A 26,363-nucleotide genomic window follows, 5' to 3' on the forward strand; every position below is an offset into this window, starting at 1 on the left:
TATAAGGGTTTTCACTGATTTAAATTTCCAGACTTGCTGCTAAATTTCTTTGAGGTTTTCCTATGCCAATTTATGTTTACTGGGGTGAGGATGACTTTGCGATCGCCAAAGCAGTGACAACTTTACGCGATCGCGTCCTTGATCCTCTGTGGACTAGTTTTAATTACACTAGTTTTCCCCCAGAAGACAGCGAAGCACCTATCCAGGCGTTAAACCAAGTTATGACACCGGTTTTTGGCGCTGGGGGAAGGTTAGTGTGGCTGATGAATACTAACCTCTTACAAAATTGTCCTGAGAATGTATTGGCGGAACTGACGCGCACTTTATCAGTAATTCCCGAAAATTCTTTTTTATTGCTTACCTGTCGTAATAAACCAGATGAACGCTTAAAATCCACAAAATTACTGAAGCAATCCGCCACTGAATTTCGAGAATTTCCCCTCATTCCACCGTGGAAGACGGAGTTACTGATCCAAGCTGTGAATCAAGCTGCTCAAACTGTAGGAGTAAAACTTACACCAAAATCAGCCGAACTTTTAGCAGAAGCTGTAGGTAATGATACACGGCTGCTTTACAATGAGATGGAGAAATTACGCCTGTACGCTGAGGATAACAATCGGCCTATTGAAGAAAATACTGTTACTCGGTTAGTCAGAAATACAACCCAAAATAGCTTACAACTAGCCGCAGCAATTAGAGTGGGCGACACAGCTAAAGCTTTGACTATTTTGGCTGATCTCATCAATGCTGCTGAACCAGAATTGCGGATAATAGCCACCTTAATTGGTCAATTTCGCACTTGGTTATGGGTGAAACTGATGGTAGAAAGTGGAGAACGCAATCCCCAGGCGATCGCCCAAGCTGCTGAAATCGGTAACCCTAAACGTATCTACTTTCTCCAGCAAGAAGTCCAATCACTTTCTCTCAGGCAATTAATTTCTTGTCTACCATTATTACTAGAGTTGGAGGTTACTGTTAAACAAGGCCGGGCTGAGATATCAATACTTCAAATTAAAATCATAGAACTCTGTCAACTATGCCAACGCATCTAAAAAAATATTTTCATAGATGCTATGAGTTGCCGGAACTTATCACTCACAAAATAAATCAAAGTTACTAATATATCCTTGCTGTCTTTCTGTGTCAGACCTGATGAAGATGATAAATCAACCTTTTTACCGACGAACTAGTATGCAAAATTTACTTGTCAAAACTTTGTTTTTTGGCATTTTCACTAGTACTAGTTTGTTTATCAGTACTGTGAGCTTAAAAGCTAATGCTCAAAATCAATCCTTTAATAATACGGAAATTACTGGTTATGCTCAAGCTGTATTAGCAATGGAGCCAGCACGTCAACAAGCCTTTGGAGAAATTAAAAGAATTGTCGGTGATAGAGATGTTCCCAAGATTGTTTGTAATGAGCCAAATAGTATGAATGCTCTACCAGGTAAGGCTAGAGATATTGCTGTAAATTACTGTAATCATTCTCAAAAAATTGTTAGCGATTACGGTCTGACTATAGACCAATTTAATAGAATAACCCTGGAAATCCAAAGTAATAACAACTTAAAACGGCAGGTTTACAATACATTAATCCGCCTACAAAAAAATACTAACTCTCAATAGTTAAAACTATCATTTCACTTTGTCCTATTATCTTGGCGTAAATATTCTAAGTTACTATAAGGACGACAGTAAAACAATTTTATTCTAGTAGATGTTTTTGGCGGAAAATAAATTTTAAATTATAGTGGCATGACCGAGTTGAAATATTGCATTATAATTTGATTTGCTCATAGGCATCTTACTTCTTCTCGGCGGGCAAGATGCTCATCTCATAACAGTTTTATTGATGTACGTGATTTGTACTATATCAATATGCTGGAAGATATCTAACAAAAACATGATACTACTAAAATTTATTACTGAAATGAAGATTACTTGAATATTGACACTGCAAAAACCTTAATTCATAAGTAAAAAATTGGATAAAATAATTTTACTTATGAATTAAGATTTTCATTGATTCATTGGTGAACTGCTAGGAATGCCTGGCGTTTAGCGTGAATATTCTTCATGTGTTTCTTGACAGTATTGATAGTAATGTAAAGCTGGGTAGCAATTTCTTTATAGCTATTATGAGAGCGATAAAGTCGCCAGATTTCAGCTTCTCTAGGGGTGAGATCGTATTTCCTGATTTCGGCTAATGCTGCGCTTTTTAAAGATTCATACTGATTTTCAATAGTTACTAATAAACAAGATGTGATGAACTGTTCTAGCTTAATTAATCTGACGCGAACTCTCAATGTATTTGATTTGTCGAGCATAATCTCATCAGATAAAATAATATTTTTTTCAGGATATAAATTATGAGTATTGAGCAAGAGTTGGCACAATTTCCAAATCATCGGCGGAATAAGGTTAGAATCAAGACTACCTTGACTTAGCTGGCAACATAAATCATAAGCTGAAGCATTGGCATGAACTATTTCTCCGGCATTAGTGACAATAAGAATGCCATCTTCTAGTCTTTCCATGACTTCTTGTAAAAAGTTGGCTTTCGTTTCTTTTGATGAAACTTCTATTTGCTCCGATGTCTTTGCGAAAGTCATCATAGATTTTTCTCAATTTTCGTAAAGGAAAAGAGTTGATAGAGTCGGCAAGAATAAATTGAAAAGTGTGAACTAATGTAAAATTATTGTAATTAGGTTGATAGTAAGAATCTGCATCCTCAAATAAGGACTTATCACTCAGTTTTTCCATAGATTAACTTTGCTATAAACCTTTATTTTTCTATGCAGTCCTAGCTAAATTTGACAATGTTGTTAATAGTAAGTAGAACGACTTGAAAAACCAACCTATATTAGGTGATGTAAAAATACTAGACTTCAGTGCGTAGTAAGGACTTTATTCCTTGTTTGAGAACTAAATCCCTCACTACAAACATTTAATTATTTACCCTGTTCTACTTATCAATAAAATACAACTGTTCAATTCTCTATTTCGGATATATCTGCCAAAATCGGGTAGTAGGAACCGAGTAAAATTCTTCCTTATCTCCCCATTGTCATAGGGAAGCGACGATTTGTGTCTGTAAGTAACTGCTAAATGTTTGGATAATGGCAAAATTCTGTGACAATAGATGAACAGTAAGCCGGAATATCTACCTATCCAAGCTACTTATGAACCAAAGTTCCCAAAACAGACCATTGCGCCCTAAACCATTGCAATCATCTTTCCAGTGGCTTTATGCTTTTTGGAAATTTTCCCGCCCACACACAATTATTGGCACGAGTCTCAGTGTTTTGGGCTTATATTTAATTTCTATCGCTGTTAGTTCCACAGGTTTTGCCCTAACTCAGATAAACTCCGTTTTAGGAGCATGGCTGGCCTGTGTATGTGGCAATGTTTATATTGTGGGGTTAAATCAATTAGAAGATATTGAAATTGATAAAGTTAATAAACCTCATTTACCTCTAGCGTCAGGGGAATTTAGCCGTAAACAAGGACAGATAATTGTAATTCTGACGGGAATTCTCGCCCTAGCATTAGCTTGGTTAAATGGCCCTTATTTATTTGGTATGGTGGCGGTGAGTTTAGCTATTGGTACAGCCTATTCTTTACCACCAATTCGTTTAAAACAGTTTCCCTTTTGGGCGGCCCTGTGTATTTTTTCAGTACGGGGAACGATTGTCAATTTAGGATTATATCTGCACTTTAGTTGGCTACTACAAAATAAACAGTCAATTCCTCTACCTGTATGGATATTGACGGTTTTTATTTTAATATTTACCTTTGCGATCGCCATCTTTAAAGACATCCCTGATATGGAAGGCGATCGCCTCTACAATATTACCACTCTCACCATCCAACTAGGGCCGCAAGCCGTCTTTAATTTGGCAATGTGGGTATTAACAGTTTGTTACTTGGGTATGGTCATAGTTGGTGTGCTACGGCTAGGTACAATTAACTCAGTGTTTCTGGTCATAACTCATCTCATAATCCTCTGTTGGATGTGGATGCAGAGTTTAGCCGTAGATATACATGATAAAACGGCGATCGCTCAATTCTATCAATTCATTTGGAAGCTATTTTTCTTAGAATATTTAATGTTTCCCATTGCCTGTCTTTTAGCTTAAAACTATGCTCGAACACCTTCAATTAACTGACATTTTGGCAACTGTTGCCGTCCTTGTTAGTATCACATTCCTAATTTATTTCGCCGGGAAAACCTTAGTTACTTCCAACTTCTTTCAGAAAGGAGTTAATCTCTATCAACAAAAAGATTATCCAGGTGCAGAAGCAGCATTCCGCAAAGTTATAGCTATCAACTCTACTAATGATGTAGTCCGCTTGTTTTTGGGAGACGTTTTAAGGGAACAAGGTAAAGTCGCAGAAGCAACAGAATTATTTCAAGAAGTTATTAACCGTAGCCCAAAAAATCCTCAAGGTTACTTACGTTTAGCAACTATTCTTATGCAGCAAGAAAAACAAGCAGAAGCTAAAACCAACTTACAAAAAGCTCAAGAATTATTGCAAAAACAACGTCAACCAGAAACAGCTAAACGGGTTGCTAAATTATTAGAGCAAATGAATACTAAGACAATCTGATGAATGTGACTGATGTCTACGACGATGCTACACCTATGCACTAATCTAAAATCATGACTCAACAAAATGGCAAAGTCTACCTTGTGGGTGCGGGGCCGGGAGATGTGGCATACCTCACAGTGAAAGCTTATAATCTACTGGCTACGGCTCAAGTGTTGGTTTATGATGCCCTAGTTGATGAGCAATTGTTGCAGTGTGTATCACCCGATTGTCTTAAACTAGATGTAGGTAAGCGTGGCGGTAAACCCAGCACACCACAAGCCGATATCAATCATTTACTAGTCAAATACTGCCAAGAAGGTGCATTAGTCGTTAGGTTGAAATCAGGCGACCCGTTTATTTTTGGACGCTGTACCTCTGAAATTGAGGCTTTGAAAGCAGCAGGCTGTAAATTTGAGGTAGTACCAGGAATTTCCTCATCCATAGCCGCGCCTTTATTAGCAGGAATCCCTCTCACTGACCCGGTGATGAGTCGTTGCTTTGCAGTGTTGACAGCCCACGAACCAGAAGTTTTAGACTGGGAGGCGCTGTCAAGGTTAGACACCCTGGTCATACTAATGGGTGGGAAAAACTTAGCAGATATAATTAATGAACTTTTAAGAAGAGGCCAATCGCATCTCACACCCATAGCTATTATTCGCTGGGCAGGAACCCCCAGTCAACAAATCTGGACTGGTCAACTGGGCGATATCCTTGAACAAACAAGGGGTTTATCTCTTTCCCCAGCAGTCATCGTCATTGGTGAAGTTGTCGGACTACGCAAGTACCTACAACCTGAGAAAATATTTCCAGAGAACTCAACTACACCTATGTCCAGCAACCAACCTCTCACTGGAAAAACCATCCTCGTCACCCGTTCATCTGGTCAATCGAGTCAATTTAGCGATCGCCTAACTACACTTGGCGCTACAGTAATAGAAATGCCAGCATTAGAAATAGGCTCCCCTTCTAGTTGGGAGGAATTAGATCAGGCGATCGCTAATTTATCTCAATTCGAGTGGTTAATTCTCACTTCTACCAACGGTGTAGATTATTTCTTTGAAAGACTCAACCTCCAAGGTAAAGATACTCGTGCTTTAGCTGGGGTAAAAATTGCCGTTGTTGGGGAAAAAACCTCCCAAAGCCTCAAACAAAGAGGAATCCAAGCAGATTTTATCCCCCCTAACTTTGTAGCTGATTCTTTAGTAGAGCATTTCCCTGAATCACTACTAAATAAAAAGATTTTATTTCCCAGAGTTGAAAGCGGTGGTAGAGAAATTTTAGTCAAAGAACTATCAGCAAAAGGCGCAGAAGTAATTGAAGTAGCTGCTTATCAATCTTGTTGTCCTAGTAGTATTCCCCCAGCAGCAGAACTAGCCTTAAAAAATCACACAATAGATATCATCACCTTTGCCAGTTCTAAAACTGTGCAATTTTTCCATCAACTTGTAGACAACATATTTCCTCACAATATCCCCAACACTTTAGCAGGAATATGTATTGCTTCCATCGGCCCCCAAACCTCGAAAACTTGTCATACCCTATTAGGTCGAGTAGATGTAGAAGCTGAAGAATATACTTTAGATGGATTAACCCAATCCATCATAAATTGGGCATTAAAAGTTTAAAATCCTCACCAATGACCTAAATATCCTCCGCGTTACTCCGCGCCTACCTCCCATCCCTCCGCGTTTAAAAAAGTTACGAATTGTCACTCCAAACCACATTAAAATAATGGCACAACGCTCACCCCACAGGAGTATCCAGTTGTGCAACCGGACTTAATGGGTTTAGAAATTAGTAAAGGAGAACTGAGACGCTTAACTGGGGTGTCACCAGATAGAGTTCTTCGTCCTGGTATAATCGCTAACCATCAACAGCGCTTAAAATTTTGGCAGAATGAAATCTCGTTAGTATTTGTAATATCTGTAGTCATTGTTGGCTTAATTTACAGCTTGATTATTTTGCCAACAGTTGGTTCAGCAATTTCGTTAGGTATAATTTTATTCATTATAGTTGCAGTAGTGCTGTTACTTGGGCGATCGCTCTGGCAACGTCTCCAAACCCCAAAGGTACTTATAAAGTTTTTAGATGCAGTTGACCAATATCACGCCTTAATCGTAGCGGTGGATGTAAACGACCAGTTGGCAGTGTCTGGAGATTTAGATAATAGCCTGGATGATAGAGAACAAGTTATCACCACCCTGCAACTGTTACGAGAAGATTTAGTCCAAGCTTTGAAAACAGCGCGGCTTTTGCGGGATAATAAAAAACTGCTTGCTAATCAACAAGAGCTATTTGTCAATAATGTCACCAATATTCAAGCCATTAAAGAAAATACTCAGGCTAGCGAATATGGTCAAATTATCAATCAATTATTGCAGATTGATCTTGAGGTACAAGCAGAATTGAGAAAACTACAATCTCAGTGCTGAGTAATGAGCAAGTCAACAGTCATTCATTACTGATGTATTTGCTACAAGACCCTTATCACCTTGCTTTTAACTTAGCACTCTTAACTCCGCATCCACCCACTCTTCATTATGAGCAACAAACCAAAAATAATTGTCTTGGATGATGACCCTACAGGTTCTCAAACAGTCCATAGCTGTTTGCTGTTGATGCGTTGGGATGTGGAGACTTTACGCACAGGCTTGCGGGATGATGCACCGATTTTTTTTATCCTCACCAATACTAGAGCCTTACCGCCAGAATCAGCCGCATCGGTGACAAGAGAAGTTTGTCAAAACTTGAAGGTAGCGCTGGCTGCTGAAGCCGTGAATGACTTTCTCATTGTCAGCCGTTCTGATTCTACCTTGCGCGGACATTATCCCATTGAAACCGATGCGATCGCTCAAGAACTAGGATCATTTGATGCTCATTTTCTTGTCCCTGCTTTTTTTGAAGGGGGACGCATTACCCGTGACAGCATACATTACCTAACTATTGATGGTGTACCTACCCCAGTTCACGAAACTGAATTTGCTCGTGATTCTGTATTCGCCTACCATCACAGCTACTTACCTAAGTATGTGGAAGAAAAAACTCAAGGCGGTATTAATGCGGAGTCCGTAGAACGATTCTTACTAAGTGACATTCGTACTGGAAGCTTAGAACGCTTACTCAAGCTTACAGATAATCAGTGCGCTGTGGTGGATGGAGAAACTCAAGCGGATCTCAACCGTTTTGCTGTAGATGTATTAGCAGCAGCTAGTCAGGGGAAACGTTTTTTATTCCGCAGTGCTGCCAGTATTTTAACCGCCTTGGCTGCCTTACCACCCCAACCCATCGCTGCCGAAAATATGGCTGAGTATGTGCGAAAAGGTAAACCAGGAGCCGTAATAGTCGGTTCTCATGTCAAAAAGACAACGCAACAGCTAGAAGCGCTGTTACAAGTTGCGGGAACAGTGGGAATTGAAGTCAATGTGTCACGATTACTTGATGATCAGGTAGATGCAGCTGATATACTGTTATCTCAAATTAAAACAAGTGTCGAGGAAGTACACGAATCTGGTAAAACACCGGTAGTTTATACGAGTCGTCAAGAACTCACATTTAAGGATGTTAAAACCCGGTTGGATTTTGGCATCAAAGTATCAAGTTTATTAATGGATATTGTCCGCAATTTACCCCCTGACATTGGATTTCTCATCAGTAAGGGGGGAATTACTTCTAATGATGTATTAAGTACTGGATTAGCTTTAACTTCTGCTCGCTTACTTGGTCAAATTTTACCTGGTTGTTCGATGGTGCTAACATCGTCTAACCATCCTCAATTTCCCGATTTACCAGTAGTGTTATTTCCAGGGAACGTTGGTGATACTAACGCCTTGGGAAAAATTTATCAAAGATTAACTAAAAATACTTAAGTGAGGATGTTGTTGTAATTAGCAACTAGTTTAATATTGGTAATTACCGGGTCTGTCCCTCGTCTTTTGGCTGGTACTGCATGACTTCTGATTCTGCCATCCCCAATTTAGGGTCAAATTCTGCATTTTCGGATGCAGAGTCTAATTCTACCGTTGTCAATCCCAAGTCAAATTCTGTGTCTCCTGATGCAGAATCTAACTCGGTAATTCCTGATGCGGAACTAAATTCTGTTCTTCAGTACTTAAAGTTAAATGCTGAAGTTACTAATGTCGAGTCCGATGCGCCAATGGTGGATGAGCAGGTCAATTCTGCACCTGCTGAGATAAACTTACCCGACCTCGACTTAGATTTAGAACCAACTTCTCAGGCGACAGATGTAAACTCTGACTCTGGTTGGTTGAGTCTGAATGCTCCTGAGTCAGTGGTGGATAATACAGTTAAAAATAACATCCAAGTACAATTAAAAACAGAGGCTGGACGACTATTAGTAGTTTTACCTACTGAATTACAAGTACCTGCAACCGAATTTACTTGGTCTGATATTTGGCAACAATTAAAGTTCCGTTTAAATGCAGGCGATCGCCTCCGTACCCGGAACACAACGGTACATTTAGTAGCATACGATCGCCTATTAGATGGTAGGCAACTGCAACAACTCGCGGAAACCTTCAACGAAGTGCAACTGCAACTCAAATCTGTGGCTACCAGTAGGCGACAAACAGCGATCGCTGCGGTCACATCCGGTTATTCTGTAGAACAATTACAACCAGAAACCGTCCTCAGTTCGGAACCAAAAGCAACTTCCACACCCCAAGCCGACGCTCTGTATCTGGAAATGACCATCCGTTCTGGTGTGGAAATTCGTCACCCAGGTACAGTAATTTTATTGGGAGATATCAATCCAGGTGGTATCGTAGTGGCAGATGGCGACATTCTGGTGTGGGGTCGTCTGCGGGGAATCGCTCATGCTGGGGCTGCGGGTAATCGTGATTGTCTCATCATGTCCTTGCAAATGGAACCAACCCAATTGCGTATCGCTGATGCTGTAGCTAGAGCGCCAGAAAAATCACCGACGCAATTTTTCCCTGAAGTAGCACATATTACTTCTCAAGGAATACGCATCGTCAGAGCTACTGATTTTTCCAGAAACCAAATAAGTAAGATCAATCAGACACCATAAATATTTAAGATATTTGTCTAACCATAAATCCAGCACATAGTTATCATGACTCGCATTATTGTAATTACCTCCGGTAAAGGAGGGGTGGGTAAAACTACAGTTTCGGCAAACTTGGGGATGGCCTTAGCCAAAATGGGTCGTCAAGTCGCCCTAGTAGATGCGGATTTTGGTCTAAGGAATTTGGATTTGCTACTAGGGCTAGAAAATCGCATTGTCTATACGGCAGTGGAAGTTCTTTCTAGAGAATGTCGCTTAGAACAAGCATTAGTCAAAGATAAGCGCCAGCCTAACCTCGTCCTCTTACCAGCAGCCCAAAACCGGACAAAAGATGCAGTAACGCCCGAACAGATGAAGTTATTGGTGAACGCCCTGGCGCAAAAGTACCAGTATGTGATCATCGATAGCCCAGCTGGTATTGAAAACGGCTTTAAAAATGCGATCGCCCCAGCAAAAGAAGCTCTCATTGTCACCACCCCAGAAATTTCCGCCGTGCGTGATGCTGATAGGGTCGTTGGCTTACTCGAAGCCCAAGGCGTTAAGCGCGTTCACTTGATTATTAACCGGATCAGACCAGCAATGGTTCGGGCAAATGATATGATGTCTGTTCAAGATGTTCAGGAACTTCTGGCAATACCCTTGATTGGGGTACTTCCTGATGATGAGCGTGTTATTGTCTCCACCAATCGCGGCGAACCTCTGGTATTAGGAGATACTCCTTCCCTAGCCGCCGTAGCCGTTGAAAATATTGCTCGCAGATTGGAAGGAGATACAGTTGAATTTCTCGACCTTGACGCACCCCACGATAGCATCTTCGCTCGTTTGCGGAGGTTGTTATGGACTAAGATTGTGTAACCTACTTTCCAATCTCTGCATACTTAATTGGCAATGATCCTCGAATTATTAGACAAACTTTTTTTACGTACTCCCGACACCAGTCGTTCTCACGTCAAACGTCGTCTACAATTGGTGATCGCTCATGACCGCGCCGGCTTAGATCCCGAAACTCTAGAAAAAATGCGGAAAGAGATTTTAGATATCGTCTGCCGCTATGTAGAAGTAGAATCAGACGGTCTAGAGTTTGCCTTAGAAAGCAATCAAAGAACAACCGCCTTAATTGCTAATTTACCTATTCGTCGGGTGAAACCAGAGTTACCCGCCTTCGACGAAACATCACAGTAGATGTACTGTTTCTATGATTGATGAACGAGTTTGTCAATTGACAATATATCGTTAGATTATGCTGCTCAATAATTTATACCCAACAATGGTTTTAGGTGATTCCCCGAAAACCATAATATATACCTAAACTACATTTGGCATCACTAGGATTATTAACCATGCCCCTTGGCAAAAAAATTCCCGTCATCAACAGTAGTGACAACGGGAATTCGTTATATTTGCTGCCTACTAGCGAGAAGCCACTTGTGGCCCCGCCCAGACTTGTGTCAGCTTATCACCATAAGTAATTGGTTGGTCTGCATCCGTTGTAGCTGCTGTTTTACCATCAATAGCAACTTTTACTAAAGGCCATTCTTCCTCGCCCATTTCGCCAGCACGGAAGATTACATGATCTGGGTCGTTTTTACTCCAACCTAATAACACAGCGATTTTTTCATGGTCATTTACCTCTTGAGCAGGAGCAACTGTATTAGTTTGATTCTTTTGACGATCCCAAATTACAGCTTGATCTGTTGAATCCCCAGTGTTGAATATACCTTCAAACTTGCGCGCTAAAAAGCGATCGCTTTTTTCTGACCAACTCACAGGTACTAAAACCCCTATTTTGCCATCGCTGTCAGCTGGTTCTGCTGATACTTGCTGTGTGTCTAATAAAGGATCATTGGTAATAGTAGTGGCAGCCATCACCCGTAATTTCTTTGTTTGTCTATCTTCGACAAACAAAACACTATTCACTTTAGTGTTGTGCATTTCGGGTTTAACTTCAATTTGTACCCGGCTGTAAACAGCATACTTACCATCAGGAGAAACTACAGGCACACTACGGTAGTAACGCACTCCCGAACCACCTCTAGAACCTATGGCTTCTTGAGTTGACAAAATCCATTGCCAAGGAATTGGATGAGGGCTACCAATGGGATCTGCTTGTGCCTCTGCTCCCTCTTGGGGTTCATCTATTGATATATCTGGAGTGGAGGTTGGTGTTGATGGTTTCAGGCTGGATGCAACTTGACTCGCCACTAATGAATGAGCTTCCGACACTGCGTTCAAAATTGCTTGGTCTTGTTGTTTGAGGGATTGAACAGCTGATTTTTCACCCACAGGTAACTCTGTCGTTGGTGCGAGTTCAACTGCTGCTAGGAGTTTGTTTGTATGGGAGTATTTTTTCGCTACTAGAGACTCTAGGTTGTCGGCTGGTAATATTTGTGGTTTCTCGTCAACCACTATTTCCTGTGGAAAACCTGCAAGTCCTTCCATTCTGGAGTTGACTGGACTTGCTGTTAAGACTTCCGCCAAATTTTGTTCACTAATAACAGCCGCTTCCTGTGGTACCGCATCAGGTGTCTCTGTTTCCGTAGTGGTTTTAGCGATCGCCTTCGATGGCTTTGCTGAACTAGAATGACCTGATGCTACCACCAAGGGAGCAATCAACATGATAACAACAACATAATTAAGAAATGGTTGCACGCGGAACCATCCTGACAGCAAGAGGGGTTTAAGCATGGGTGGGACTCTCCAGAGGGGCGGTTGCTGTATGAGGCGCAAGTTTATTCGACTAAGGAAGCAGGCTGTTGATTACAGGTATAACAACAAACTCAAGGATTTAACTAGATTAAATGAAATTATTTTTTTAAATTTGCAGATTTTTACAAAAGTACAGTTTCATTCTTTACACCTTGTAATTCTAAACTATCGGTTATTACTGAAAATTGCCAACAAAAAACATCAGCAGATTTACTGCCGATTTATGACTTAGAATAGGGATTTTCTACTCCTCAGACGAAGAGCATTGAAGGGATAGTCTGAGCCACAGATTTCTGATAGCTCAAAATATAAACGATAGCTGGACTGTCCGGTTAGCGTGGTTAACAGCGAGGCATGAAAAATTGCTCTGTTGATATTCCGCTACAACAGTACAGACCCTGATAATGGTTTAAGTGAGGCGTTACTTTGAAAATTGGGAAAGCTGACGCACAAGATATATTACCCGAAAAACCACATTATCATCTACCCTTAGATAGAAATTAATCTGGGATTTTTGAGTAACTCCGCTACAATCTTAGCTAAATAGCTGAGAAAATAGCCACAGAAATTTGCTTGGTAGACGTAGCTAAATAGTTAAAGTTACTAACTGCATAGACAGTTATTAGCTGCCTAGATGCTGGTCAACTTAGTCACAAGTTTACCAAGAAAATCTTAGTTTTGCCACCGTATATTCAATTATTCATTGCCAATCAAAAGTGCTTAGTTGGGTTATGGGAAGTGTTGAGGACAAAAAGTAGGCGAGAAGGGGGAGAAGATATACTGACAACTGTACGGGAGGGTTTACAGATATCCTCGCTCTCGGACGATGATCTTTATAAACCCGCCCCTACTGACAACTGACTATTGACTAATAACTAATGAAAATTGTATTTTTTGGTACACCTGAATTTGCTGTTCCTACTTTAGAAAAACTGTTACTGAATCAAGAATTTGAGGTTTTAGCCGTAGTTACGCAACCGGATAAACGTCGAGAGAGAGGGAATAAATTAACGCCTTCGCCTGTCAAAAATATGGCGATCGCTCATGATTTACCAGTATGGCAACCGGAAAGGATAAAAAAAGATACTGAAACTCTCAACAAACTTAAGCAATTAGACGCAGATGCGTTTGTTGTAGTTGCCTATGGGCAAATTTTGTCACAAAAAATCCTCGATATGCCCAAATTAGGTTGCGTGAACGTACATGGCTCAATTTTGCCCCAGTACCGAGGTGCTGCACCTATTCAATGGTGTTTATATAACGGCGAAACAGAAACGGGGATCACGACAATGTTAATGGATGCCGGTATGGATACTGGGGCAATGCTACTGAAAGCAACCACACCCATAGGCTTGCTTGATAATGCTGATGATGTAGCCCAGAGGCTATCTGTGATTGGTGGAGATTTATTAATAGAAACCTTGTACAAGCTACAGCAACAGGAAATTCAACCAATCCCGCAAGATAATGCTGCTGCCACTTACGCCTCTTTAATTCAAAAACAAGATTATGGTTTAGATTGGTCAAGGAGCGCCTTGCAACTGCACAATCAAATTAGGGGATTTTACCCAAATTGTACAACTACCTTCCGGAACCAACCTCTGAAGATTACAGCCTCCTTTCCCCTTGGTGCTGCATACAATGACGAGCTACCACCAGAATTACAAAAAATGTTGCAAAAACTACCTGATTTATCACAGATATCGGGTAGCCCAGGAGAAGTAGTCAGCATAACCAAGGGAGTTGGTGCGATCGCTCAAACTGGTGAGGGACTTTTACTTTTACGGGAGGTTCAGCTACCTGGCAAACGCCCCCAGTCGGGCTGGGATTTTGTGAATGGTACGCGGCTGACGGTGGGAGAAGTGTTAGGAAATGGCAGCTAGTGAGGTTTCATAAGAACGGCAGGACTCACAAGGGCCGTGGGGATTGACTGCACAGCGAATGATTTCTGAGTGGGCATTAAATCTACAGGTGGCATCACCTACTACCCAACGCCCTGCTACTAAAGTTTTTTCTGATGGTCTTTGGGCAGACTGGACGTAAAGAGCTATATTATGCAAACGATAACGCCCTGATTTAAGTTGATATCTATGGCGGCGTTCTAGAACTGCGTAGGTGTTGCCTTCAAAATCGAGATAGTTTCCGGGTTGGGGTGTCCAGTCAAGTTGGACTTTACCGAGGGAGCGACGTGGATGCGTCAGAATCACCTCGGTTGGTAAAGAATCTGGCTCCATGAGTTTATGTGATGTGGTTTACATTATAAAAATAGTATCGCAGCAGCCTAACTTTGCTGATCTGACTTCGACTATAATTAATCATTCACTCTATTATTGAAAAATCTGTCCGTAGCGATCGCCTCACGCTTACAATCGCCGCAAAGCAAGCTAAATCGTTTAAATTAATACCATAAGCATATTCTCTGATGTCTGCTGGCATGGGTATTAATTCCAGAAAGCGATCGCTCGTTGATGGCAATCGGGCGTTAAATTTATTTACAGACCGTCATGAATTAACTCGTGTCTTTGCTGCGTATTTACATGACGAGCCAGCAGAGAAAATATTATCTTTTTCTGGCGATGGTGGTAACGGTAAATCTTTACTATTGAAGTTTTTACGCACCAAGTGTTGTAAGCGGTTTGGTGCTGATGCTTGGCAGAAATTAAAGACGAAAACGGCGGCGGAAATCGCAGATTATATAGAGTCTGCGGATAATGATCAGTGTGACCTAGTACCAGCGATTTTACAGGACTTTGGGCTACAACCGAATGGCGATGACCAACCCCAAGACCCATTTTATGGGTTGTTGATGCTTAGGCGATCGCTTTCACGGGCGGCGACAGAATTAGGATATCGACTGCGGTTTCCTTTGTATGACTTTGCCTGTGTTTGGTATCTCAAACAAAAAAATCGCCTCACACGGGAGAAATTAGCAGAACTGTTTCCCTCCGAAGAAATGGACTTGCTGATTGAAATCGTCAATGCAGTCAGCGACACCTCTTGGGGAACTATCGGTAAAGCTGTTTTCGGAATTTTTAATAAGCATTTGGGAGAAAACCTGCTTTTACATTGGCAGAAGCGAGGACTTAAGAAAGAGGATATAGAGGAAATTCGGGGGATGGATGCGGAAACCGAATTGATGAACGAACTACCGCGCTATCTGGCTCAAGATTTGAGTGCGGCGATGTCCCAAGAGAAAGCACCACCAAGAATTGTTTTGTTTTTTGATACTCATGAAGCTTTTTGGGGTGGGCAACGCCAACAAACGGGCATACTATACTTTCAACGGGATGAATGGCTGCGGTATTTTTTAGCAGAGTTGGACTTGAAAGCGGGGATAGTCGCCGTCATTGCGGGAAGAGAAACACCTCGTTGGGCGCAAGCTGATAATTTTCAGATTCCGCAAAAATATATTGATATTCAGTTAGTCAATCATCTTTCATCGGCTGATGCAGATGTGTATTTGCAACGTGCTGAAATTGGGGATCAGGCTTTGCGGCAAAGTGCGATCGCCTACTCTAGCGTCACAGCCAATCAAGTACATCCCTTGCTGTTGGGTTTGTCTGCGGATGTGATATTACAGGCGCAAGAACACCTCACACCAGAAGATTTTCCCAAGCAAGAGGCGACATTAAATAAAGCCAAATACCTCATGAACCTGCTGCTGAAATATACAGATAGAGAATTTGGTTATGCTGTTCATGCTTTAAGTGCTTGTCGCTCATTTAACTTTGAAATTTACCGTCTACTAGCAGAGGAATTGCATTTTTCTACCACCAAACCAGCCTTCGACATCCTCACAGAATTTTCCTTTGTTTGGGATGTGGAAAAGTTGGGTGAAAATTGGTATCGCATCCACGACTTGCTACGGCGCTTAAACTATGAAAACAGTAATGAAATTACTCAACAGGCTCATGTTGTTTTAGAAAAACACTACCGCCAACAGGGACAAGTCGCAGAAGCAATTTATCACGCTAACCGCTTAGACTGGCGGCGGGGTGTGGATGAATGGGAAGAAGTGTTTGAGCAAGCCTTGGAGTTGAGTCGTTATGCACAATGTCGTTCACTGTTGGAAGTTAGGAGTGAGTTGGTAATTAACAGCGATTTTCAAATCGGTAGAGTGTCCCAATCTGAAGGTGATTACTTTGCTCAATTAGCTAAATATCAAGAAGCGCAAACAGAATATTTAGAGGCTGTAGCTGCATACAACCGAGAATTAAGCATTACCCCCGATGATACCGCCACTCTCAACAACAAAGGGTTAGCGTTAGAAAGTTTAGGGAATTTGCAAACACAACTAGCCCAGCATACTCAAGCCATACAATCCTACACTAGTGCGATCGCTGCCTATGACCAAGCCCTCAATCTCGCTCCTAACTACACCCAAACTATCAACAACAAAGGGTTAGTCTTAAAAAATTTAGGGGATTTGCAAACAAAACTCGCCCAGCATCCCCAAGCCATACAATCCTACACTAGTGTGATCGCTGCCTACGACCAAGCCCTTAATCTCGCTCCTGACTATATCAATGCTCTCAATAACAAAGGGGTAGCGTTACAAAGTTTAGGGAATTTGCAAACAAAACTCGCCCAGCATCCCCAAGCCATACAATCCTACACTAGTGCGATCGCTGCCTATGACCAAGCCCTCAATCTCGCTCCTGACTATATCAATGCTCTCAATAACAAAGGGGTAGCGTTACAAAGTTTAGGGAATTTGCAAACAAAACTCACCCAGCATACCCAAGCCATACAATCCTACACTAGTGCGATCACCACCTACGACCAAGCTCTTAATCTCGCTCCTGACGACACTTATGCTCTCAACAACAAAGGGAATGCGTTACAAAGTTTAGGGAATTTGCAAACAAAACTCGCCCAGCATCCCCAAGCCATACAATCCTACACTAGTGCGATCGCCACCTACGATCAAGCTCTCAATCTCGCTCCTGACGACACTTATGCTCTCAACAACAAAGGGTCAGTCTTAAAAAATTTAGGGGATTTGCAAATAAAACTAACCCAGCATAGTGAAGCCATAGAATCTTACACTAGTGCGATCGCCGCCTACGACCAAGCCCTCAATCTTGCTCCTAATTACACCTATGCTCTCAACAACAAAGGGTTCGCGTTACAAAGTTTAGGGAATTTGCAAACAAAACTCGCCCAGCATAGTGAAGCCATAGAATCTTACACTAGTGCGATCGCCGCCTACGATCAAGCCCTCAATCTTGCTCCTAATTACACCTATGCTCTCAACAACAAAGGGAATGCGTTAGCAAAATTAGGGGATTTGCAAACAAAACTCGCCCAGCATACCCAAGCCATACAATCCTACACTAGTGCGATCGCTGCCTATGACCAAGCCCTCAATCTCGCTCCTCGCTACATCAATGCTCTCAACAACAAAGGGTTAGCGTTACAAGGTTGGGGTAAATTACTTTTACAGTTATCCCAAAAACCAGAAGCAGTCAATCATTTACAAGCAGCATTAGCCGTCTTTAATAGCTCCTTAGCAATAGTTTCCGGTGATGAGAGTGTTCGCAACTTAAGAGATGAACTACAAGAATTTCTGGATAATTTAACGTGACGTGAGTTCGATAAATTCGGAAGAACCCCTCTCCAAACCTCTCCCCGACGCGGGGAGAGGCTTAAAACCCTGATTATTTGGTACTCAGTTATAGATTTTCAGCCCCTTCCCTTGTAGGGAAGGGGTTGGGGTTAGGTTCCGTCGAACTCACGTTAATTTAGACTAAATTCACACGATGTCCGACTTAGTTCTTAGAAACCCTCTCCCTAGTGCGCCGCATAGTGTGTGCTTTGCAATCTTGCCCCCCTTCCCTGGTCTAGGTGTATACACAAGTCTAATAACCCTAGCCCTACCTACAACGTTTTTATCCCCCCTAACCCCCCTAAAAAAAGCGGGGAAGTAGAATCAAAGTCCACCTTATTAAGGGGAGACACTGCGTTGGACGAGTTTCCCGGCTTAAAGCAAGTGTTGTGGATTTAGGGGGATAAAACCACATTTTGCACCCAGCACAAAGATGTGTGTACGCCGTAGATGTAAATCTTAGTGAGCGAGTCTTTGATACTGGTGAACGAGTCTTTGATACTGGTGAACGAGTCTTTGATACTCGTGAATGAGTCTTGAATACTGGTGAACGAGTCTTTGATACTGGCGAGCGAGTCTTTGATACTGGCGAGCGAGTCTTGAATACTGGTGAACGAGTTTTTGATACTGGTGAGCGAGTCTTTGATACTGGCGAGCGAGTCTTGAATACTGGTGAGTGAGTCTTTGATACTGGCGAGCGAGTCTTTGAGACTACCTAAATAAACAATGAACAGAAAACAGTTATCACTGAATATTTAAAAATTCATTACAAATTTATATTTTTGTCCCAGTCATAGTAATTAAGTAATAAATACCATAGACAACTAACTCAAATCGCTTTTTTTAGTCTGACTTACACTTCATATATCTTTACACCAAGTATTGAGCATAGTTTAGTGAATGAGGTAAACACGCTGCTGTCATGTAGCTGATTTATAAGGAAAGAGAGAAATTCCGCAAATCGTAGTTTTTAAAAGTGTCTATTACATTGTTTAAAGTTATGTAGCCTTTTACTTACGGTGGATAAGCGACTGCGGTAAACTATGCCTTGATTATGATTCTTTCACAGAAAAGAACACTGGAAAGGAGCCGTTTTTTCAATGTCTCATACCGTAAAAATCTACGATACCTGCATTGGCTGCACTCAATGTGTCCGCGCCTGCCCTACTGACGTTCTGGAGATGGTTCCTTGGGATGGCTGTAAGGCTGCTCAAGTCGCTTCTTCACCCCGTACAGAAGACTGCGTAGGCTGCAAGCGTTGTGAAACAGCTTGCCCGACTGACTTCTTGAGCATTCGGGTTTATCTGGGTGCAGAAACAACTCGCAGCATGGGTCTAGCTTACTAAGGAATTCACTACCGATTCCTTTTTTGCTCACAATTAAGTGTCTCGATAGCAAGCCTCTTTAGCTTTGTAGGGTGGGTAGCAATGGCGTTCCGCTCGCCGTAAGCCATCGCCCATCCTACAACATCATGAGAAATTTATAAAAATACCTAGTGGTTAAAGGAGCAATCTGCTCCTTTTTTCTTGGGTGTGAAGTTATTAGTTAATTGTTGACTCTTGACTGCTGACAACCGACCACTGACAACTAACAACTGACAAATGACTATACTGGATTTAATTATCCTGAAAAAAGGGTGGTGTGAGCAATGTGTGGCATCGTTGGGTATATCGGAACTCAAGCAGCAACCGAGATTTTGTTGGCTGGGCTAGAAAAACTAGAGTATCGCGGTTACGATTCCGCAGGTATAGCTACGGTTTGGGAAGGAGATGTGAATTGTGTCAGGGCAAAGGGAAAACTCCATAACCTGCGTTCTAAACTAGAACAGTTGGCTACTCCATCTCAAATTGGTATTGGTCATACACGCTGGGCAACTCATGGTAAACCAGAGGAGTATAATGCCCATCCCCATTTAGATACAGCCATGCGAATCGCTGTTGTGCAGAATGGGATTATTGAAAATTACCGCGAGTTACGCGACGAACTGAAACAGAAAGGACATGAGTTTCGTTCGGAAACTGATACAGAAGTTATTCCTCACCTTATAGCCGAATTTTTAAAAAACCTCCCTTCCCCAGCGCTTCCTACCTCCTCCTCTTCCTTATTGGAAGCGATACGCCAAGCTGTTAACCACCTGCAAGGGGCATTTGCGATCGCTGTTATCTCTGCTGACTATCCTGACGAATTGATTGTTGTCCGCCAGCAAGCGCCCCTGGTGATAGGATTCGGGCAAGGGGAGTTCTTTTGCGCCTCCGACACGCCGGCGATCGTTTCCCATACTCGCGCAGTCTTACCCCTGGAGAATGGCGAAATTGCCCGTCTGACACCCCTGGGAGTGGAGATTTATAACTTTGCTGGGGACAGACTGAAAAAACAACCCCGCCTGCTCAACTTGAATCCCACAATGGTAGAGAAGCAGGGATTCAAACACTTCATGCTCAAGGAAATTTATGAGCAACCAGGAGTAGTCAGAGCGAGTTTAGAAGCATACTTTAATCCCGATACTAATACTGATGAATCCTTTACATCACCAGTTAATTTGGGTTTATCTGAAGAAATCTATGCAGATTTAGAACAAATTCATATTGTTGCCTGTGGTACGAGTTGGCACGCCGCCTTAGTAGGAAAGTATTTACTTGAACAATTAGCAGGAATTTCCACTCAAGTACATTATGCTTCTGAGTATCGCTATGCCCCATCACCATTAACAGCGAATACATTGATTATCGGTGTTACTCAGTCAGGGGAAACGGCTGATACCCTAGCCGCCTTAGCGATGGAAAAAGAACGCCGCCAAGGCAAAGAAGCCAAATATCAGGCGCGACTCTTGGGTATTACCAATCGTCCAGAAAGTAGCCTTGGTCATCTTGTACCCCATATTATTAATACCCTGGCAGGGATTGAAATTGGTGTAGCAGCGACTAAAACCTTTGTTGCTCAACTTATGGCGTTTTATGCCCTAGCCTTGGATTTAGCCTATCATCGCCAAACAGTAGCACCAGATAAACTCGCAGATATTATTCAAGGTTTACGTCAGATACCTAAGGAAATCGAAGCTACCTTAGAACGTCAGGAAAAATTAACAGAACATCTAGCCCATGAATTTGCAGAAACCCAAGACTTCATCTTTTTGGGCAGAGGAATTAACTTCCCTATTGCTTTAGAAGGAGCATTGAAATTAAAAGAAATCAGCTACATTCACGCAGAAGGTTATCCGGCTGGGGAAATGAAACACGGCCCCATTGCATTATTAGATGCCAAAGTGCCGGTAGTGGCGATCGCCTATCCTGGTAGTGTGTATGAAAAAGTGATTTCCAATTCTCAAGAAGCCAAAGCCAGAGATTCCCGGTTAATTGGTGTAACACCAGTCAATGATGGCGAAGCGGCGGAAATCTTTAACGATTTGCTTCCTGTATCATCAGTAGATGAATTACTATCGCCCATCCTCACAGTAGTGCCATTGCAACTATTGGCTTACCACATCGCCGCCCGTCGCGGTTTGGATGTCGATCAGCCTCGGAATTTAGCAAAATCAGTGACTGTGGAATAAATAAATGTGGAGGAATAATTCGGTTCAACAATATATAATTCGGTTCAACAATTAATAAAACGATTGAACAATAACCTCTAAAGGAGTACGATTGTACCAAGTAAAAGTGCGATCGCTTCCAGAGGTTATTTTTATGGTTAGGGGTAGAAGGGAATGGACTCAAGCTAAATATGAGCGATATATAAAAGAAGGTCGTGGCCGAGGAAGTGGTAAGCACTATAAACCTTGGCTTACAATCCAAGATGTTCCCTCTAAAGGACGTTCTTCTAGAACTCCTGGTTGGAAAACAAATCGAGTACATCATTTCTTCTCAGACCATGAAAAACGGCTATTTTATTTGTTTGAGTGGTCAGATATAGTCACAGATATAAGAGAGCAATTTCCTTTAGACAATCTCGATCTAGCCATGAGTATTGCTACAGACATAGGTATAAAGTACCCTGTAGATACACAAAGTGGCACTCCTCACGTTTTAACAAGCGACTTTATGCTTACAGTCAACCGCGATGGGAAGCAGATGCAGATTGCCCGGACTGTTAAGCCGTCAACAGAACTGGAGAAAAAGCAAGTTAATGAGAAATTCGAGATAGAAAGACAATATTACTTAGCAAAGGGTATTGACTGGGGAATTATCACAGAAAAAGAAATTCCCAGGCTTTTAGCTGAAAATGTTGAGTGGGTTCATTCTGCTTATAGGCTAGAAGCAAATTCTGAAATGGACACTGCACAACTGAGTGAATTGTCAACAATTTTAAAATCTAAGCTTCAGGAAGAAGATACAACTATAAATAGAGTAACTACTGCTTTAGACAAAGAAATGAATATAAATTCCGGTACATCACTTTATGTATTTAAACATTTAATTGCTAGGAAAGAAATCCTTGTGGATCTAGTAGCAATAAAATTATCTGCTTGTCCGTCAACTAAAGTTATTGAAAAAATAATATTTTAGACCCACATGATAGGTAAATAATATGGTTAAAGATTTATTTGTCAATGATTTAATAGAGTGGATTGTATACCAAAACACTCATATAGTCGAAAGAATTATTTGGATAGATGAAGGTTACATTATTGCATTTGTTATAGATATTAATGCTAAGAAAGGTCTACCTGAACCAAGGAAAATATCAGATATTTTAGAAGCTATAACTGAAGGTATTGCTTTTAAGCAGCAACAAGATCCTTGGGCAAGAATTATTCGGGATGAAAATTTGACAGATAAGGAAAAGGAATACAGAGATAAAGCTTGGGAGATAATTTCATCATTAATTATAGAAGAACCATCAATATATTATAGAAATTTTAGAGGATCGATGGTTAAAGAAGCGGTTGAAAAGTACAACGAAGAAAGGGATAAAGATAAATTAGTAGAAAAAACCGTCTATGGTTATTTGAGAAGATTTTGGCAGAGAGGAAAAACTATAAATGCTCTCATACCTGATTTTATCAATTCATCAGGTAAGGGCAAGATTCGAGGACAATCGGGCAAGAAGAGAGGAAGACCAAGAAAATATGCACATGACCCAGATATTGGTGAAGGTGTAAATGTTACAGAAGAAGATAGAAAGATTTTTAGAGTATCTATAAGCAAATTTTACAATAATCCAAAAGAAAACTACTTAACAACAGCCTATGAATTAATGGTGAAAGAATATTACAAGGAAGGAATTAGATATGACGAGAATGGTGTTCAAAAATCTATATTAACCCCAACTGATAAAATACCTACAATTACTCAATTCAAATACTGGTATCAACTTGAACAGGATGATGTTACCAAAACTTTAACATCTCGAAAAGGAGCCAAGCGAGTAGCTTTAGAGAATAGAGCAATTTTGGGAAACTCTAAGATGGAAACTATTGGCCCTGGTTCTAGATATCAAATTGATGCCACAGTTGCTGATGTATATTTAGTTTCAAAATATAACCGTGACTGGATAATTGGTAGACCAGTTATCTATGTAATTATTGATGTTTTTAGTAGAATGATTACAGGTGTTTATGTCGGTTTAGAAGGCCCATCTTGGATAGGAGCAATGATGGCACTAGCCAATGTAGCTACAGATAAAACCCTGTTTTGCCAGGAATATAACATTAATATTACTGAAAATGAATGGCCTTGCAATCAAATGCCAGATGCAATTTTAGGAGATAGGGGAGAATTAGCAGGTATGACAGTAGAAACATTAATCCCTAATCTTTATGTTCGTATTGAAAATGCAGCTTCCTATAGAGCAGATTGGAAAGGGTTAGTAGAAAGACACTTTCGTATAATTCATGAATATGTAAAACCTTTTTTACCTGGTTATGTGGATACGGATTTTAGGCAAAGAGGTGCAAGGGATTATAGGCTTGATGGCAAACTTGATATAGATCAATTTACTGAGATTATTATTCGTTTAATTGTTCACCATAACAATAAACCTCTTACTGAATATGAAAGAGATGAAGCAATGATTGCTGATGATACCCCTCCTATACCTAGAGAGTTGTGGAAGTGGGGTATCGCCAATCGTTCTGGCAGACTCAGAACTTTTTCTGAAGATATTGTCAAATTGAACTTGATGCCTACTGAGAAAGCAACTATTACTGCTAAAGGCATCAAAATGAGAGGTAAGGAGATGTACTATACCTGTGATAGTGCTAAAAATGAGCAATGGTTTGAAAAAGCTAGAAGTAATCTCCTTTCTAAGTCAGAAAAATCATTGATTGTATCTTATGACATCAGAAAGCCAAACTTCATTTATCTTCCATCTAGTGATGGTAGAGATTTTGAAAAATGTTTTCTTATTGACTTAGAAGGGCGGTATGCTAATAAAAACTTTCATGATATTGAATATCTGCTTGCTTATGAAGAATTGCAAAGACAGAAAAGCCAAGGTAAACAGCTACAAGAAAAGGTAGATTTAATAGCTGATATTGAAAGCATAGTAGATAGAGCAGAAAAAATGACTGATGCTTCTCAATATCATAATTTAAGTAAGAGCAAGAAAGTTTCTGGAATAAGAGATAATAGGGCTTTTGAAAAGGCTAAACGACGAGAGAATGAAGGATTTGAATTAGCAATTACAGATAATCAGAGCAGTTTTCAGGTTGCAGAGAGTACAGCAGAAACCTCCGAACAGCCAGAATCACTACAGCCAAACCATCTGAATCTTCTTAAGAAAAAGCGACAGGAGCGAAAACGTGGACAGAATTGAGAGTGAACTGGTTAAAATTCCTAATGGAGAACTAGCAGTTATTGCCAGATATATAGATCAAAAACTGCCAGAATACAACACTAATCCATTAATTCAGGCATTACCTCCTATCCTATCAGCAGCAGAATTTATAGATAAAGTAGCCAGAGAACCAAATTTTGATGAACAAGAGAGAGAGCTAGAACCACATTATAGATTTCATTGTATTGAGAGGTTATCTAGATATTTTGACCCTCAAAATAAAACTCTTGAATTACAAAAAGTTATTTGTACGCTTATCATGACAGGCTATCTGTCAAGGAACCTTTTAAAACCTGAATATGCAAATCGCTCTAGGCAAATTTATAATGCAATAGGTAATGGAGGAGGTAAAAATTTAGAAAACTATGTTAATCTTCCTACATCTGCGTCCGGCTTAACTCTAATTGGCCCATCAGGTATTGGAAAGACTACAAATTTCAAAAATATTCTTGAGCTTTATCCCCAAATAATTTTTCATCCTGATTATAGTGTTTACCAAATAGTTTGGCTGCGGGTAGATTGCCCTAAAACTTTAAAGGGGTTATGTATAGATACTTTTGCAGGTATCGATAAATTGTTAGGAACTAATTTATTAAAGAAATTTAACCCAGCACGCACATCTGAAGATTATCTATTGGCTCAACTTGCACAAACAGCACACACTCATCATCTAGGAGTTTTGGTGATTGATGAAATACAAAATTTAGCAACTGCAAAAAGAAATAGAGACGAAATATTAAATTTTTTAGTAAAGCTCGATAATACTATTGGAATTCCAGTTATTCGTGTAGGTACGAATGAAGCCATTAGTTTTCTTCAAGGTAATCTTAGAAATGCTAGAAGAAATACTGGAGAAGGAAGTAGAATGTGGGATAGAATGGTAAATAATGATGAATGGTGTTACTTTTTAGAAGGAATATGGGAATACCAATGGACAAAAACACCTGTTCATTTCTCGGATGAAATAAAAGAAGTTTTTTATGATGAAAGCCAGGGAATTATTGATATTGCTATAAAACTTTACAAAATGGTTCAATGGAGAGCGATTTCAATAGGTGACCAAGAAATTATTACGGTTGATCTGATTCGTCAAGTAGCTAAAGAAGGATTGTATTTAGTAAAGCCAATGCTAGATGCAATTAGGTTAGGGGACAGAGAGTGGATGATTAAATATAAGGATATTGCTCCTCTCGATATTACGGAATATCACAATAGATGTGTATCTGAGATTGATGCTAAAGATTTGACAGAGATTAAGAGATTAGCTAAAAAGCAGCAGAATCAGCAGAAAGTATCTCCGAAGCTCAATTATGTAATTAGTGAGCTGTTGAAATTGGAAGTAGAATCTGGTAAAGCAAAGGAATGTGCAGAACAAATTGTTTATAGTCATGAAGATCCAGACATTCCAATTCCATCTTTAGTTAATAAGGCATATGCTCTTGCTTTGCAAGGATGTCAAGTAAATGAGAGTCTTGCTAAAACAAGTACCAGGAAAGCTAAATTAAAGACAAAGTACCAAGAGAATGATATTCGGCGAATTGTCGAGAATGCCAAGAAAGACAAAAAATCTGCATACGAGGATTTGAAATTAGCAGGTATAATCAAAAATCCAGTTGAAGATTTTATCAATATTTAGCT

21 protein-coding genes are annotated in these 26,363 nt (G+C 40.6%); 18 read left to right on the top strand and 3 right to left on the bottom strand.

Features of this window, described 5'->3' with window-relative positions:
- Window positions 1-62 precede the first annotated feature (62 nt).
- A complete protein-coding gene (gene holA, locus GSQ19_RS23205; RefSeq protein WP_011320188.1) occupies window positions 63-1,052 on the top strand; it encodes a DNA polymerase III subunit delta in 990 nt (329 codons plus the stop codon).
- Window positions 1,053-1,152: 100 nt separating this feature from the next.
- Window positions 1,153-1,626: a DUF4168 domain-containing protein gene (locus GSQ19_RS23210; protein WP_011320189.1), complete on the top strand. Its 474-nt coding sequence runs from the start codon at window positions 1,153-1,155 to the stop codon at window positions 1,624-1,626.
- Between the two features lie 401 nt (window positions 1,627-2,027).
- Here GSQ19_RS23210 and GSQ19_RS23215 read toward each other — a convergent pair whose 3' ends face one another.
- The gene (locus tag GSQ19_RS23215) at window positions 2,028-2,615 is read right to left on the bottom strand and encodes a helix-turn-helix transcriptional regulator (protein ID WP_011320190.1); all 588 of its coding nucleotides are present in this window, start codon (window positions 2,613-2,615) and stop codon (window positions 2,028-2,030) included.
- 567 nt (window positions 2,616-3,182) lie between these two features.
- Here GSQ19_RS23215 and GSQ19_RS23220 point away from each other — a divergent pair.
- The 8 genes from GSQ19_RS23220 to minE all read left to right on the top strand — a co-directional run bounded on the left by GSQ19_RS23220 (window position 3,183) and on the right by minE (window position 10,819).
- On the top strand, window positions 3,183-4,139 hold the full coding sequence (locus GSQ19_RS23220) for a homogentisate phytyltransferase (RefSeq protein WP_011320191.1): 957 nt from the start codon (window positions 3,183-3,185) through the stop codon (window positions 4,137-4,139).
- Between the two features lie 4 nt (window positions 4,140-4,143).
- Complete coding sequence (locus GSQ19_RS23225; protein WP_011320192.1) at window positions 4,144-4,611, top strand: tetratricopeptide repeat protein; 468 nt, start codon at window positions 4,144-4,146, stop codon at window positions 4,609-4,611.
- 53 nt (window positions 4,612-4,664) lie between these two features.
- Complete coding sequence (gene cobA, locus GSQ19_RS23230) at window positions 4,665-6,218, top strand: uroporphyrinogen-III C-methyltransferase (protein WP_011320193.1); 1,554 nt, start codon at window positions 4,665-4,667, stop codon at window positions 6,216-6,218.
- A gap of 141 nt (window positions 6,219-6,359) precedes the next feature.
- Window positions 6,360-7,025 carry a hypothetical protein gene (locus tag GSQ19_RS23235; protein ID WP_011320194.1) on the top strand — a complete coding sequence of 222 codons (666 nt, stop codon included), beginning with the start codon at window positions 6,360-6,362 and terminating at the stop codon, window positions 7,023-7,025.
- A gap of 108 nt (window positions 7,026-7,133) precedes the next feature.
- Window positions 7,134-8,459, top strand: a complete 1,326-nt coding sequence (locus GSQ19_RS23240; protein ID WP_011320195.1) for a four-carbon acid sugar kinase family protein — start codon at window positions 7,134-7,136, stop codon at window positions 8,457-8,459.
- Window positions 8,460-8,539: 80 nt separating this feature from the next.
- On the top strand, window positions 8,540-9,640 hold the full coding sequence (gene minC / locus GSQ19_RS23245) for a septum site-determining protein MinC (RefSeq protein ID WP_185478767.1): 1,101 nt from the start codon (window positions 8,540-8,542) through the stop codon (window positions 9,638-9,640).
- A gap of 45 nt (window positions 9,641-9,685) precedes the next feature.
- Entirely contained in the window at window positions 9,686-10,492 is an 807-nt protein-coding gene (gene minD, locus GSQ19_RS23250) for a septum site-determining protein MinD (protein ID WP_010997606.1), read from the top strand.
- A gap of 33 nt (window positions 10,493-10,525) precedes the next feature.
- A complete protein-coding gene (gene minE, locus GSQ19_RS23255; protein WP_011320197.1) occupies window positions 10,526-10,819 on the top strand; it encodes a cell division topological specificity factor MinE in 294 nt (97 codons plus the stop codon).
- 228 nt (window positions 10,820-11,047) lie between these two features.
- On the opposite strand, the gene GSQ19_RS23260 is transcribed toward minE, so the two are convergent.
- On the bottom strand, window positions 11,048-12,322 hold the full coding sequence (locus tag GSQ19_RS23260) for a hypothetical protein (RefSeq protein ID WP_011320198.1): 1,275 nt from the start codon (window positions 12,320-12,322) through the stop codon (window positions 11,048-11,050).
- 899 nt (window positions 12,323-13,221) lie between these two features.
- On the opposite strand from GSQ19_RS23260, the gene fmt reads away from it, so the two are divergent.
- Window positions 13,222-14,226: a methionyl-tRNA formyltransferase gene (fmt, locus tag GSQ19_RS23265; RefSeq protein WP_011320199.1), complete on the top strand. Its 1,005-nt coding sequence runs from the start codon at window positions 13,222-13,224 to the stop codon at window positions 14,224-14,226.
- On the opposite strand, the gene GSQ19_RS23270 is transcribed toward fmt, so the two are convergent.
- Window positions 14,209-14,577, bottom strand: coding sequence for a DUF6464 family protein (locus tag GSQ19_RS23270; RefSeq protein ID WP_011320200.1), 369 nt, complete (start codon window positions 14,575-14,577; stop codon window positions 14,209-14,211). The two genes, fmt and GSQ19_RS23270, sit on opposite strands and share 18 nt — an antisense overlap.
- 188 nt (window positions 14,578-14,765) lie before the next feature.
- Here GSQ19_RS23270 and GSQ19_RS23275 point away from each other — a divergent pair, with 188 nt between their 5' ends.
- The 7 genes from GSQ19_RS23275 to GSQ19_RS23305 all read left to right on the top strand — a co-directional run bounded on the left by GSQ19_RS23275 (window position 14,766) and on the right by GSQ19_RS23305 (window position 26,361).
- Entirely contained in the window at window positions 14,766-17,930 is a 3,165-nt protein-coding gene (locus GSQ19_RS23275) for a tetratricopeptide repeat protein (protein ID WP_011320201.1), read from the top strand.
- A 557-nt stretch (window positions 17,931-18,487) separates the two neighbouring features.
- On the top strand, window positions 18,488-18,631 hold the full coding sequence (locus GSQ19_RS23280) for a hypothetical protein (protein ID WP_153228390.1): 144 nt from the start codon (window positions 18,488-18,490) through the stop codon (window positions 18,629-18,631).
- A gap of 420 nt (window positions 18,632-19,051) precedes the next feature.
- Window positions 19,052-19,297 carry a photosystem I iron-sulfur center protein PsaC gene (gene psaC, locus GSQ19_RS23285; RefSeq protein ID WP_010997613.1) on the top strand — a complete coding sequence of 82 codons (246 nt, stop codon included), beginning with the start codon at window positions 19,052-19,054 and terminating at the stop codon, window positions 19,295-19,297.
- Between the two features lie 302 nt (window positions 19,298-19,599).
- Window positions 19,600-21,501: a glutamine--fructose-6-phosphate transaminase (isomerizing) gene (gene glmS, locus GSQ19_RS23290; protein ID WP_011320202.1), complete on the top strand. Its 1,902-nt coding sequence runs from the start codon at window positions 19,600-19,602 to the stop codon at window positions 21,499-21,501.
- A 91-nt stretch (window positions 21,502-21,592) separates the two neighbouring features.
- Entirely contained in the window at window positions 21,593-22,453 is an 861-nt protein-coding gene (locus GSQ19_RS23295) for a TnsA endonuclease C-terminal domain-containing protein (protein WP_224311971.1), read from the top strand.
- A 22-nt stretch (window positions 22,454-22,475) separates the two neighbouring features.
- On the top strand, window positions 22,476-24,704 hold the full coding sequence (locus GSQ19_RS23300) for a DDE-type integrase/transposase/recombinase (RefSeq protein ID WP_011320204.1): 2,229 nt from the start codon (window positions 22,476-22,478) through the stop codon (window positions 24,702-24,704).
- The gene (locus GSQ19_RS23305) at window positions 24,691-26,361 is read left to right on the top strand and encodes an ATP-binding protein (protein WP_011320205.1); all 1,671 of its coding nucleotides are present in this window, start codon (window positions 24,691-24,693) and stop codon (window positions 26,359-26,361) included. Before GSQ19_RS23300 ends, GSQ19_RS23305 begins: the two co-directional genes overlap by 14 nt.
- The last annotated feature ends 2 nt before the right edge of the window (window positions 26,362-26,363 follow it).

It is taken from the genome of Trichormus variabilis 0441 (assembly GCF_009856605.1).
Lineage (GTDB): Bacteria > Cyanobacteriota > Cyanobacteriia > Cyanobacteriales > Nostocaceae > Trichormus > Trichormus variabilis.

What these genes read in the sequence shown, in the direction of transcription:
- holA (WP_011320188.1), top strand. Translation starts at nt 63, where the DNA reads ATGCCAATTTATGTTTACTGGGGTGAGGATGACTTTGCGATCGCCAAA.
- GSQ19_RS23210 (WP_011320189.1), top strand. Translation starts at nt 1,153, where the DNA reads ATGAAGATGATAAATCAACCTTTTTACCGACGAACTAGTATGCAAAAT.
- GSQ19_RS23215 (WP_011320190.1), bottom strand. Translation starts at nt 2,615, where the DNA reads ATGATGACTTTCGCAAAGACATCGGAGCAAATAGAAGTTTCATCAAAA.
- GSQ19_RS23220 (WP_011320191.1), top strand. Translation starts at nt 3,183, where the DNA reads ATGAACCAAAGTTCCCAAAACAGACCATTGCGCCCTAAACCATTGCAA.
- GSQ19_RS23225 (WP_011320192.1), top strand. Translation starts at nt 4,144, where the DNA reads ATGCTCGAACACCTTCAATTAACTGACATTTTGGCAACTGTTGCCGTC.
- cobA (WP_011320193.1), top strand. Translation starts at nt 4,665, where the DNA reads ATGACTCAACAAAATGGCAAAGTCTACCTTGTGGGTGCGGGGCCGGGA.
- GSQ19_RS23240 (WP_011320195.1), top strand. Translation starts at nt 7,134, where the DNA reads ATGAGCAACAAACCAAAAATAATTGTCTTGGATGATGACCCTACAGGT.
- minC (WP_185478767.1), top strand. Translation starts at nt 8,540, where the DNA reads ATGACTTCTGATTCTGCCATCCCCAATTTAGGGTCAAATTCTGCATTT.
- minD (WP_010997606.1), top strand. Translation starts at nt 9,686, where the DNA reads ATGACTCGCATTATTGTAATTACCTCCGGTAAAGGAGGGGTGGGTAAA.
- minE (WP_011320197.1), top strand. Translation starts at nt 10,526, where the DNA reads ATGATCCTCGAATTATTAGACAAACTTTTTTTACGTACTCCCGACACC.
- GSQ19_RS23260 (WP_011320198.1), bottom strand. Translation starts at nt 12,322, where the DNA reads ATGCTTAAACCCCTCTTGCTGTCAGGATGGTTCCGCGTGCAACCATTT.
- fmt (WP_011320199.1), top strand. Translation starts at nt 13,222, where the DNA reads ATGAAAATTGTATTTTTTGGTACACCTGAATTTGCTGTTCCTACTTTA.
- GSQ19_RS23270 (WP_011320200.1), bottom strand. Translation starts at nt 14,577, where the DNA reads ATGGAGCCAGATTCTTTACCAACCGAGGTGATTCTGACGCATCCACGT.
- GSQ19_RS23275 (WP_011320201.1), top strand. Translation starts at nt 14,766, where the DNA reads ATGTCTGCTGGCATGGGTATTAATTCCAGAAAGCGATCGCTCGTTGAT.
- psaC (WP_010997613.1), top strand. Translation starts at nt 19,052, where the DNA reads ATGTCTCATACCGTAAAAATCTACGATACCTGCATTGGCTGCACTCAA.
- glmS (WP_011320202.1), top strand. Translation starts at nt 19,600, where the DNA reads ATGTGTGGCATCGTTGGGTATATCGGAACTCAAGCAGCAACCGAGATT.
- GSQ19_RS23300 (WP_011320204.1), top strand. Translation starts at nt 22,476, where the DNA reads ATGGTTAAAGATTTATTTGTCAATGATTTAATAGAGTGGATTGTATAC.